This window comes from Candidatus Hydrogenedentota bacterium, assembly GCA_018005585.1.
Taxonomy (GTDB): Bacteria; Hydrogenedentota; Hydrogenedentia; order Hydrogenedentales; family JAGMZX01; genus JAGMZX01.
In genome coordinates this window covers 1-11,839 of sequence record JAGMZX010000005.1, presented here as the reverse complement: position 1 = coordinate 11,839, position 11,839 = coordinate 1, and the positions used below count along the sequence as shown (strand labels likewise).

General features: G+C 60.8%; 9 protein-coding genes. 2 read left to right on the top strand and 7 right to left on the bottom strand.

Translation table 11 applies throughout. The features are described 5' to 3' along the window. Nucleotides 1–9 precede the first annotated feature (9 nt). Together KA184_01450 and KA184_01445 are read right to left on the bottom strand one after the other, a co-directional pair. Nucleotides 10–1,830, bottom strand: a complete 1,821-nt coding sequence (locus tag KA184_01450) for a metallophosphoesterase (GenBank protein ID MBP8128215.1) — start codon at nt 1,828–1,830, stop codon at nt 10–12. A 336-nt stretch (nt 1,831–2,166) separates the two neighbouring features. Further along, entirely contained in the window at nt 2,167–2,604 is a 438-nt protein-coding gene (locus tag KA184_01445) for a thioesterase family protein (GenBank protein MBP8128214.1), read from the bottom strand. 151 nt (nt 2,605–2,755) lie between these two features. On the opposite strand from KA184_01445, the gene KA184_01440 reads away from it, so the two are divergent. Together KA184_01440 and KA184_01435 are read left to right on the top strand one after the other, a co-directional pair. Continuing rightward, entirely contained in the window at nt 2,756–3,718 is a 963-nt protein-coding gene (locus tag KA184_01440) for a radical SAM protein (protein MBP8128213.1), read from the top strand. A gap of 127 nt (nt 3,719–3,845) precedes the next feature. After that, entirely contained in the window at nt 3,846–5,327 is a 1,482-nt protein-coding gene (locus KA184_01435) for a Gfo/Idh/MocA family oxidoreductase (protein ID MBP8128212.1), read from the top strand. Between the two features lie 43 nt (nt 5,328–5,370). Here KA184_01435 and KA184_01430 read toward each other — a convergent pair whose 3' ends face one another. From KA184_01430 to KA184_01410, 5 genes are all read right to left on the bottom strand, one after another. Beyond that, complete coding sequence (locus KA184_01430) at nt 5,371–6,927, bottom strand: hypothetical protein (GenBank protein ID MBP8128211.1); 1,557 nt, start codon at nt 6,925–6,927, stop codon at nt 5,371–5,373. A 428-nt stretch (nt 6,928–7,355) separates the two neighbouring features. Next, entirely contained in the window at nt 7,356–7,970 is a 615-nt protein-coding gene (locus KA184_01425) for a hypothetical protein (protein ID MBP8128210.1), read from the bottom strand. A gap of 241 nt (nt 7,971–8,211) precedes the next feature. Further along, nucleotides 8,212–9,897 carry a hypothetical protein gene (locus KA184_01420; protein ID MBP8128209.1) on the bottom strand — a complete coding sequence of 562 codons (1,686 nt, stop codon included), beginning with the start codon at nt 9,895–9,897 and terminating at the stop codon, nt 8,212–8,214. A gap of 491 nt (nt 9,898–10,388) precedes the next feature. After that, nucleotides 10,389–11,159, bottom strand: coding sequence for a class I SAM-dependent methyltransferase (locus KA184_01415; GenBank protein ID MBP8128208.1), 771 nt, complete (start codon nt 11,157–11,159; stop codon nt 10,389–10,391). Nucleotides 11,160–11,432: 273 nt separating this feature from the next. Further along, a partial coding sequence (locus tag KA184_01410; GenBank protein ID MBP8128207.1) for a VapC toxin family PIN domain ribonuclease occupies nt 11,433–11,839 on the bottom strand: 407 nt, incomplete at its 5' end.

Genomic DNA, 11,839 nt, shown 5'->3' with positions numbered 1-11,839 from the left:
TCATCGTTTTCAGGGTTCGAGCACGACCTTGACGCGAGGCGGCGGGTTGCCCGGGGAGCCTGTCTCAGGCGCGAGTTGCAGCCAGTGCCGGTCCGTTTCCGGGCCCGAGGGGTCGAGGTCGTTCATGAGCGAATTGAACCGGAAGCTGGCGCCCGGCGCGAGTTTCAACGGCGCAAGATGCGACTCAGGGAATGCCGCCTCGTAGAAGGTTCCGGTTCCATCGCGTTTCACGCTTAGCTTCACGTCGGTATTCACCGTCTCGGCGGAGACGTTGATGCCGTGATACAGGAAGACTTCCGGCCCGTGCGCGGTCAGGCTGAGCCCCCAACTCCAGCCGTCGAGAAACATCTCGACATTGTCCGCCTTCCAGACGATGTCGCCCGCGTAGGGCTGATGAAACTCGTTGTCGCGCACGCGCACCGCCATATAGAGCCAATCTTCGTCCCAGAGGAACGCCGTTTCGCAGGCCAGGTCGTCGAGAGCCGCGCCGGTGAAACCGGCGGGATACGCGGACGGCGCGAATTGCGCGCCTTCCCATTCGCTCAGCACGCCGTCGGGGGCGACAGGGCTGCTTGCACGCCGCGCGGACAAGACGGGGACGAAGCGCAGGTCGTGCGCGACCTCGACCGCGGGGCCGTGTTGCGTTTGAGTGTATAAGGTGCGCAGCACGGGCACGGGGAACCGCGCGGCGCCCGCTGCTTCGCTTTGCACATGGAATACGAGTTGCGCCGCGCTATGAGCGGGGATTTCGTAGTCCCTCTGCTCGGGCATGACCGACCACCCTTCGGGAACGGTCCACCGCAAGAAAGAGGTCAGAACGCGCTCGTGCGGGTTGCTGATTGTGACGCGCAGGTCGCGGTCGACCGGTTCGCCGAGCGGGGCGTAGATCTCTTCCGAGACGAGCCATTTGTTGCGGATGCGGAACAATTCGTCGATGCGCTCGCTCGTGACCGCATCCTGGGGAAGGATCGAACCCGGCTGGATGACGGCCCAGCTGAACTGGCCGCCGCGCACCTGGACGCGAAGATAATGGTTGAACTTCCCCTCGTCCGCGTTTCCTCTCATGCCGTACACGGACGCGCCGCCGCAGATTACATAATGCACGCCGTCGCGTACGCCGCAGTCGCGGTAGATATGCTCGTGGCCGGCAAAGACCGCGCGGACTGGATAGCCGCGGAACGTTTCCGCCACATTCGCCCACTGCGCTTCCCACACGGAGCCGGCCGTTTCGGGGTCGCCCTCGTTCGCGAACAAGGGTCTGTGCAGGAACACGAAGATGTTTGTGGCTGTTGCCGCCGCAAGCTGCTCTTTGAGCCATGCCACTTGCTCATCCGAAATACGGTCCAGCGCGCCCACCTCTTCACTGTTCAATCCGATAAACAACGAGTTGCCGTACGCGAACGTGTAGTGCGCCGGCCCCATGCGTTCGAGCCAGATGCGCTCCGTGGCCGCGTCGCTGATGTCGTGGTTGCCCGGTATGGCCAGGTATGGCGGTTCGCACGCCGCGATGGTCTGCTCGAAAACGTCCCACTGCGGGGGCACGCCTTCCGCCGCGCCGCCCAGGATGATGTCGCCGGCTTCGAACACGAAGCCGGGTTTCAAGACATTGACCTCGCGGAGGATCTGCTTGAACACCTCCGCCTGTTCGAGCGGTTCGAGCGTGTTCGAGTCCGCCACGACCACGAAATCAAAAGCATCCGGGCAGACGGGCGGCGATTGGCGCAACCTCTCGAGCGACTGCTCGATCAACGCGGCGTGACCGGCTGTGCCGGCACACATGGCGGCGAAGATCAGAATCAACACAGGGTACAGACAAGGAGATGCACGCATGGTCTCTGGCCTCGTGGAATTAGCCACAGCAATCACATTACCGGAGATGTAGCCTACACCGTCCGGCACGCGTGGGGAAAATCGGGGTGGTTGCGCGGTCTTCCCTCACGCGATACGGGTCTGCGGTTTGGCCGTCACCTCAGCCATACACGCCTCGGGCAGGCCGCAAATCCGCTGGGCACGCCTTTCGTTTCCACGAGGAATATGGCAAGCGGGCCATTTTTCCGCGGACCGGCAATCGTTCTTGCGTATTTCGAAATATGACACAGGCAAGTGCCGCGCCTGGTCGCGCTTCCCGGGAGAGGTATCCTCGCATGCGGTTGCGCAACGACTTCCTCATATCTCCTCGAAGTCCCCGGCCCGGGGCAGGCCGCGCAGAACCTCGGCCAGGGCGTCCGGCGGCGGGACGAGTTTGCGTTCGCGGAAGCTGAGCCAACCACCCGCGCTTGTGACGACCGCCACCGGGCGGCCGTCTGTGTGGAAGAAGCGGTTGCGGATGCGGAACCGGCCCGCGTTCTTGCTCAGTGCCGCGAGTTCGAGTGTGACACGCACACGCTCGAGCAGCCGGAGTTCCTTGAGGTACTCAATTTCGTCCTTGAAAATCACCGGGCCGAACTGGAGTTCCTCGAACGCCTGCATCGGGAATCCGCAAGCTTCAAAGTACATCATGCGAACGGTGCCGCTCAGGTCCAGGTATGCCGTGTTGCGCATGTGCCCGTTGAAGTCCATGTCGCCCCAGCCTGCCGTGAATTCGTGCTCGAAGGTGCTGCTCATCATGTGACCCCGTCCGGTTTCGAAACAGCGGCTGAACCCGCGCCGCGATGCTACCAGCGCGGGGCACGGGCGTCAACGCGGCAGGCTATGCATCCCTCACGCGCTTCGGTTATTCTGAACAGCGGCATGTCAGGGTCATGGAGTGTTTTCGATGGACGGCGCCCAGAAGGCGGAGCGCATCGACTCGGTGCTTCCGGCGGTCGAGGGGCTGCTGCGCGAGTGTTGCCTGTGCGGGCATCGTTGCCAAGCGGCCCGGCTGGAGAATGCGCCGGGCGTGTGCCGCACGACGTCGCGCGACCGATTCCACGTCCGGTACGCATCCGCGACGCTGCATTTTGGCGAAGAGCCGCCGCTGGTGGGTTCGGGCGGGTCGGGGACGGTCTTCTTCACGCACTGCAACCTGCGCTGCGTGTTCTGCCAGAACTACCAGATAAGCCAGATGGGACTGGGCGAAGACGTATCGTACACGGCGCTGGCGGGCGTGTTCCTCGAATTGCAGGAGCGGGGCGCGGGGAACATCAATCTCGTGACGCCCACGCATTACATCTATCCGATATTGCTGGGGTTGGGCACCGCGTTCCGGGACGGGTTGCGGCTGCCCCTTGTCTACAACACGAACGGCTATGACAGCGTCGAACTGCTCCAGCTGCTCGACGGGATCATCGATATCTATTTACCCGATCTCAAGTATATGGACGCGGCGTGCGCCCGGAAATACTCGAAAGCGAAGGCCTATCCGGACGTGGCCAAAGAGGCCATTAAAGAGATGTACCGGCAGGCGGGGCCATTGCAGACCGAAGGCGGCATGGCGTGGCGTGGCGTCATCATTCGTCATTTGATTCTTCCTGAGAACATCTCAGGCAGCTACGAATTTCTGCTCTGGCTCAAGGACGAGCACATGGAGAACGTGACGCTCAGTTTGATGAGCCAATACGCACCGCGGCACCGGGCCGACGAGTTTCCCGAATTACGCTCAAGGGTTTCGCGCAAAGAATACCGGGATATTGTGATGTACGCCGCCGGCCTGGGCTTCGAGCACCTGCTCGTGCAAGGCCTCGACAGCAGCGATTATTATTTGCCCGATTTTGAGAGATGCGAGCCGTTCGATGTCTGATTGGGTCTTGGGCTCCGTCAGCATTGACGGGAGAATGCGCATTTTTGATTTTGGTGACTGGGCGTATGCACTCTGAACACAAGCAATTGTGAAATCGCGTGGGCGGCATCAAAAAAGGAGACGGGGTATGTACATTCACGACGCAAAAAGCGCAGATCGCGCGCTATCGAAAGACGGACGGATTTCGCGGCGCAGTTTCTTGCACCGCACAGCGGCCGCGACATCGTTCACAGTATTGCCCCCGCATGTTCTGGGCCTCGGCCAGACTCCGCCCAGCGAGAAGATCAACATGGCGTTCGTCGGCGTGGGCTGGCAGGGCATGTACAACCTCCAGACGTTTCTACAGGACCGTGACGTGCGGGTCGTGGCGGTGTGCGATGTCTTTGAAGAGGGTCCCTACCTCGGGCGCGGTGTGGCTGGACGTGAAGCGGGGCGTAAACTGGTGAACGACTACTACGACTACAAGGGCAACGCAAGCGGCGGCTGCGCGGCCTACGTGGATTTTCGGCAGATGCTGGACGAGCGAGATGACATCGACGCGGTCGTGATCACGACGCCCGATCATATCCATGCCGTGGCGGCGATGGCCGCGATCAAGAAGGGCAAACATGTCTTCTGCGAGAAACCGCTGGCGCATTCGCTGGTCGAAGCGCGCACCATGACGGAGGCCGCGCGGGCCGCGAACGTGGCGACGCAAATGGGGAACTGGGGCCACGCCAAGGAAGATATCCGCCAGCTTTGTGAATGGATTTGGGATGGCGCCATCGGCCGGGTTCACGAGGTGTGCGCGTGGACAAACCGGCCGGGAGGATGGTGGCCCTACGGGATCGATCGTCCGAAAGAGATGCCGCCGGTTCCGCCGGGGCTGGATTGGGACCTGTGGCTGGGTCCGGCGCCGAGTCGGCCCTACCATCCTGCGTATCTGCCGTTCATTTGGCGCGGATGGTGGGATTTCGGGTGCGGCGCACTCGGAGACATGGGGTGTCACATGCTCGATCCCGTCGTGTGGGCGCTTCAGATCGGCGCCCCCGAAACCGTCGAAGCGAGTTCGGTCCGATTGAACTCTGGCGCGACTCCGCTGAGCACGGAGATTCCCGGAGGAAAGGTGCATCCGGAAACGGCAACCGCCGCGGCGCTGGTGCGGTGGACCTTTCCCGCGCGCGGCGACATGCCGCCGGTCGATTTGCGTTGGTATGACGGCGGCCTGATGCCGCCGAGGCCCGATGAACTGGAACAGGGCCGGAAGATGGGCGACGCCGATGGCGGCGTGTTGTTTATTGGTGAAAAGGGGAAACTGATGTGCGGCTGTTACGGAAGCGATCCACAGTTGCTTCCCGAATCGAGGATGAAGGACTACAAGCGGCCGCCCAAGACCCTCCCGCGGTCGATAGGCCATTACAAAGAGTGGGTGAACGCCTGCAAGGGCGGCGAAGCGGCGGGTGCGAACTTCGACTATGGCGGACCGCTCGCGGAAATCGTATTGCTGGGCGTTGCGGCAATTCGCGCGGACATGAAACTGACCTGGAACTTCAGCAACATGGAGTTTACGAATGCCCCCGAAGCGAACCGATTCATAGGCCCAAGTTTCCGCGAAGGCTGGAGCCTGTAGAACTCCCATCCTTCTAATAGGCGCCACGTCTGGAAGCGTTGGGCTACGGCAGGCTCATTGTCCATATCCGTGGCCAGGCGAAAGTTCCTTTCCCATCCTGGACAATAAAGCCTATCCGGCCCGTCAGATTGTCACCGGAGCAGGTCTGAACCAGGAGGTCGTCGAGATAGACTTCGAAGATGCCTTTTCGAATGAGCAGCCGGTATGAACATGTTTTGCCGGCGGGCATTCCAGCGACTGTTGCGCAGCCAAAGCCCGTGATGTCCGCGGGATCGAAATGTGGCGCGTCGTGGTAGCTCAGCCTGCCAATCAGCGTTTGTCCCCATGTACCAAACAGGATGGCAACGGCTTCCTGGTTCGTCTGTTCCAACGCGATTCCGGCTGCGGGGAAAGCTATGCCGTCTGTTCCGGATACCCGCATCGTCCCCTCGACGATGCAGCCCGCGTCGAAATCCAAGACGGGACCGGCGAAAGCACACACGATGTTCGGCTTGTCGGGCGTGATCCAGCGCACGTGGGGAAAGGCCGGGGCCGCAATGGCCACCTCTTTCTCGGAGAACGTCGTGATTCCGGGCGAGTCCGGAAAGACGCGGTGAGGATTGGCCGATGTCTCTGAGAGGCAGGTTCCTTTCAGCGCTTCATTGCCATGCCAATAACCCATGTGCAAGTGACCCGCATCATCTACCACGGTCGACTTGAGCGGCGCGTGCCACCAGAATTGTCCGCCCGGATCCAGCACGTAATTGGTGAAGAGTGTCTCGTCGGGTAACCGGCAATAACCGGCCCACAGAGCTACGAGCTCGCGTCCGGAATAGCCGTTTAGCCGAAACGCTGGGTAGTCGGGGTAGAAAGGACCGGTGGGGTGGTTTGCGATGTATGTTGCCACGGCATATTCGAAACCGCCGGGCAAGAATCCGCCGACCAGGAGATAGTACGTGTCGCCAAACCGCTGGCAGCCGCCAGGTTCCTGCACCACACGGAAGGAAATATCTCCCGACAGCGGCAGTTCACCAAGCCAATGCCACTTTAAGCCATCCTCGGAACGAAGCACGCCGCCCACCGCGTAGCCGTAGTAGACCGTCTTTCCGTCTTCTTCTGCCGTAATCACGTCCATGTGGTCAATGCGTCCGCCGTCAGGCCGCCGCACGTCGTAGTCCGGCCCAAGGTACTCCCATCGGACGAGGTCCGGCGATTCCCAAAGACGCAGGACGTCCTGCGCCTCGCCCGTGAAGCTCCCGTGATTCATCACAAAGCGGTCGCCAACGCGCCACACCCGCATGGCATAGATGCCGAACGGCGCATCCTTGATAACCGGGCCGACATCTTTCCAGTGGACGCCATCCGTCGAGGTTGCCAACCACACGCTGCGCCATTGATCTTGGTCCCGGGCTTTCTGCTCATACCGGTACATGGCAAACAGGTAGTAGGTCCCATTATTCCATACGACGCAGTTGTCCTTGATGGTGCCCTCCGGCGCCCGGTAAAGGAGCGCGGCGGCGGGCGGGGTAAGGGGCAAGCCCAGAGCGGCGATGGCAACCAACGCCCACGCGATGCGGCCCACCGCGCGTCGCGGTCCTACACTCGAGTTGACAACAATCATGCGTCCTTCTCTCCACGGTGAACCGGCCCACAACAGAAACCGGATTCCGAAGCCTTGGCCGCCTTAACCATACACCTCAAGGTGATTCTCGTCAGCCTGGCCCGCGTCAGATTAGCAGAAAACGGAATTGAGAGGTCGAGACAGATACATTGGCGGGAACGAGGATTCCGGTCGCAAACTGTCGGGAACATGGAACACGGTTGTTCGCCAATCCACACCGTTTGAAATTCCGATGATTAACGCTCGCCGCTTCTCTGGGTCCGCGAAGACAGCTGCAGCTCGGAGTTCCCCATCGTGACATTGCGTCCTCCCCGCAGGCAAAACGCGACACTCGTTGTTATCCACACTGAGGCTGCGTATCGTGACGCTCATGTGGTTGAAGCGTTCATTCGGAACACCTCTTACTTTTCGTCACCGGCGCAAACGTCTTATTGCAGGAACAGCCCCGCATCAATGAAGCCGCGCGTGTGCAGTTCCACGTCCAGTTCCATGCGCACCTCGACCGAAACGTCCGCGCTCGGGTTTCTGCCGGTGAGTATGAACTCGAAGTCCAGACATTCGCCGGGCGGCAATTGTGCCTGTAATATGTCGATCTGCGAGGTGGGCGTGGCGCTCAGCGTCAGTCCGGCAATCGGGAGGATTTCCGTGACGGTGCGCCGCGCCCATTCGCCGTCCGGCCCAACGACGCGCACGGTCAATTCCGCGTTGTGTTCGAAATTGGCGCCGTCAAACTTGAATGTGAACGATTTTGCCCAGGCGTGGTCCGCTTCGAGCAGGAACCGCGCCACAGGCAGCCCCTGCCCGCTTTCAAGGAATTCGGTGATAACGTCGTTTGCCGTCGGCAGGCTGCACAACGACGTAATCGGGACCGTGAGATGAAACACCTGCTGACCCGGTCCGCCGATGGACGCGTCGAATGTGCCTTGCGGCAGGAGCACCGACTGCGTGTCCGTGATGGGCACTTTAATGATGCACCCCGGCGTCAAGGCCAGCACGATCAGACCAAGAAAGCCGCACAAAAGCCGCCGCGCGTGGGTCCACATAGACCAGCCTCCTCTGACAGCCTCAACGGCCGTATTGTCCGGCTCTGAATCGTCCCGCACGGACCGCCGCACGCTTCCCGCCACTGCGGCAACCCCGAACACAATGCTGCACAGCGCCATTCTATGCCTCTTGTGTGGTTTCGGCAAGCATTCACGACAGTGTCTTTGCATGGCAGGAACCCGTAGCCCCGATGTTGTGGCAGGAGGACTTAGCAGGAGATAGTCTGCGTCGACCGACCCCTCAAAGCGTTGTGGATTTTACCGCAGGGGTAAGCAGCAGGCAGTCGGCGAGCACGGTTTCGCCCGCCGCGTTTTCCAGGGTCACCCTGCTTTCCGCATCGAACGTATATTGGCCCAGGTTCACCCAGGACTCGGCATGTTCCGATTGATTCACTTCCACCGTCGCATCGCCGCCCGCATGCCGCACACGGTATATGGCGCGGCCTAGCCCGCTGACGGGCGCCACCCATTTGGGCACCCACGCGGACAGGGTGTGGGTTCCCGGCGCTTGCACGTCCAACAGCCAGGTAAACGAATTCGTGATGTCCTTGTGCACGCTGAAATAAGCGACCCCGATGTAGGTGCCGCGGCCCGCATAATCCCACCATTCTTCCGTCAGACGGACGTTCGGGCCCAGCACGCTGATTACGCGTGAGCCCGCAATGGGCTCTTGAGGCGGGCGCTCCACGCCGTTCGCTTCCACGGTCGCCGTGGCGCCCGGCTCGATTTCCACCATATCCGCTGCGGCAAGAAGATTCCCTGTCACGACTGCGCCGCGCACGGCCTTACCCAGTCGCACGGATTTCGCGCCCTTTCCAAACCGGCACCCCTGAATGTTGACCATGCCCGAAACCACGTCCACGCCGGGTGCCGCGCCTTCCTGAAAATCCCATTCCAGGAAGTGGCACTGCTGGAAACTTATGTATCCTTTCCCGGACACTTTCGCGCATTGATACGAAGGGCCCCAAAAGGCGCAATTGTTGAACTGGATACTCCCGGAATTGTCCGGGCCTACCACAATCTGCGTGGGATGTTCTCCGTACAGGGCAACAAATTCCCCGTTGGTGATCAGCAGCCCGTAGGCGGCGCTGTTGTCGATAAGCACGGACACGTGGCATGCATCGGCGCCAATACCCACGAAGTTGCCGTTGCAGACGCCGCGCCCGTTCTCCGTAAAACGATAGCCGTATCGGTAGCCCCAGCAGAAGGTATTGGCCACATACTGCCAGTCGGTCATGGCGAAGATGAAAGCTTCCCCGTGTTCCTGCACAAACTGCATGACCTGTTTCGGATTCTCGCTCGTGCGCCAGAACGGCCACAGATGCACATTTTCAATACGCCCGATGTCAAAACACTGGTCCACGAAAATCCCGCGCCGCAACGGGTAACCATACAGACGGCTGATGAAATGCCGCGGACAAGCCTGAGTTCCGAAGTCCACGCCCTGATACGGGTTTACCAGCATGCAATCGACGACGGAAATATCCTCGCCGCTTCCCGCGATACACCACGGATAGGGAACGACCTCTGACCCGGTCTGCTCCGGATACTGAATCGCCAGGCTTCTTATGCCGGACCCGGTCTTCATGGCGAGAAACGGCGCGCCCTGCTCATCGCCTCGCCCCGCATACGCGTGCAGCACGGTCCCTTTCGGATCGCGCATCGCGCTCGGACCGCCCAGCGCACCCTGTAATGTCACATACTCCGGGACGGTCAGATTGCCCCGAACGACATACACGCCGCCGGGCAGGAACGCGACCCCGCCGCCCTGTGCGGCACAGGCATCCAGCGCCGCCTGGAGGGCCGCCGTGTCATCGGTAACGCCATCGCCCTTTGCCCCGAAAGTCCGGGCATCCACGGCGCCGGAGAACGGCACGGACGGAGTTGCGGAAAACGCAAGACATAAAGGCACCCAGAACAGACTCATGGTCCGTCTCCCGGAAACACAACCTCAACTCATCGTGCAACAGTCCCTTTGGAAGCTCCCTTGTACACATTCCTTTCGACAAGATTCAACCGCTTTTCGTGATGTGTTGACCCGATGCTGCTGCACGCTGAAGACCGCGCGCCTACCGCAGGAATGCCGGCACGGGCGATGCCGTGTCCACAATCAACTCACGCGGCCATGAGCGCAATGAACCACCTCTCCAGCCCCCACGCCAAAGCCGGGAGGAAACCCCCATGTCGGGGCTGATGTGGCGCATCGCACCGCGAAGCGAGAAGGTCAATCCGTTCCGCGCTTTTCGAGCCATTTCTGGAACGAAGCCCGGCTTTCGCCGGACGGCCTGCCCGCGAGCAATCCTTCGGCACGAATGTCCTCGTCCAGGAGTCTCCCTTGAATCCCTTCGCCTCTGCCAATCAGGCGCCAGCGCGCGCTCTGCCGCCGTGCATTCCTTACCGCCTGGTTTGTATCCCGAATCACTGCCTGTGTCCGACGACGAGCATCTCGAAATTCTCCGGGGTCAGAGAATGGTCTCTGGAGAAGGCGCCCAGTTTGGCGCCGAAGATTTCGATGCGGGCGTAGCCGAGCGTCTTCAGCAGCCAGGTGATCTCACTCGGCACGTAGTAGCGCTGGTTGCAGGAGAGGGTTTTCTTGTTGCCGGAATCGTCCACGAATTCCGCGATATTGAAATCGCGAAATGTCATCAGGTCAAAGCGGTTCTTCCTGCAGGCGCTAGTGCCCTCCAGTTTCGCTTCGGCATAAAATGCCTCCATACTGTGGCACAACGGGAACAGGCCGTTGAGCGCGGTGAACAGGAACGTCGCCCTGTCTTTCAGGGCGCGTGTCACGCTCTTCAGTATCTCGAAGTTCATCTCGTCCGTTTCCATCAACGAGAATCCACCTTCGCAAAGCATGATGGCCGCATCAAATTCAGCGTGAAAGGGCAAGTCCCGTGCATCGTGCCGCAAGAACTCGACGCTCACCTGTTGTTCGGTGGCCTTTTCACGCGCTCTCGCAAGCTGCGATTCGGACAGATCGATTCCCGTCACCTGATAGCCGCGTTTAGCGAGTTCAATCGCGTGCCTTCCGGTCCCGCAGCCGACATCGAGAAGCTTCAGCGACTTGTCAAACCGAAGTTCCTTCTCGATGAAATCGCACTCTCCCTGCGTGCCTTGCGTATAGGGTTCCTTGTCGTACGTTCGCCCGTAGTCTTCAAATAAGAGCTCATACCACTGCTTTTCGCTCATTGTCTCTCTCCCAGACAAGTTTCCATGCTCTTCCTTCTGACGGCGGCCCCGTTGGCGCACGGGGCATCGGGCCAACCCGATAATAGGGAAGTTAAAGCCGCAACGACACCCCTTCCTTATACTCGCGCGGCCATGCGCACTTTGTCGATTCAGTTCGTCAGCCCCCTCACCGGCGCCAGCAGGAAATCACGGTTGTCAGCGCCGAGGTAGCACTTGGAACCGCGAATACAGCGGGCGCTCCGTCGTGATTCGAGCGTGGGCGAACATCATGATTCAAAGCAATGGATTGCGCACGCGTACCCCTGGGAAACGGCCGAAGTCCCGGTCCGCAGTCCAGATTTCGCGCACCCCATGTTGCATACAGAGAGACGCCACGCGGGCGTCATGCACCATGGGACCCGCAATACGCCCGCTCTGAACGAGTTTGCGCAGGTAGGGCCAATATCCGTCTGTTTCGCCCAGCAGGACCAGACTCGGCGACTCCATCCAAGCGTCGACCTGTTCGAGCGCCTTGTCCGTTGGCGTGGGCGGCGCGTAAATTCGCGGATGCGTGGCAATGGCGAGAAACTCGTGGATGCATGGCCACGGGATGGCCCACGGCGTCGTGCCTTCCGCCAGTTGCTTGATGCATGCGTAGGCGGCGCCATGCCAGTCCACGTCTTCCCGATGGGCATAGACCA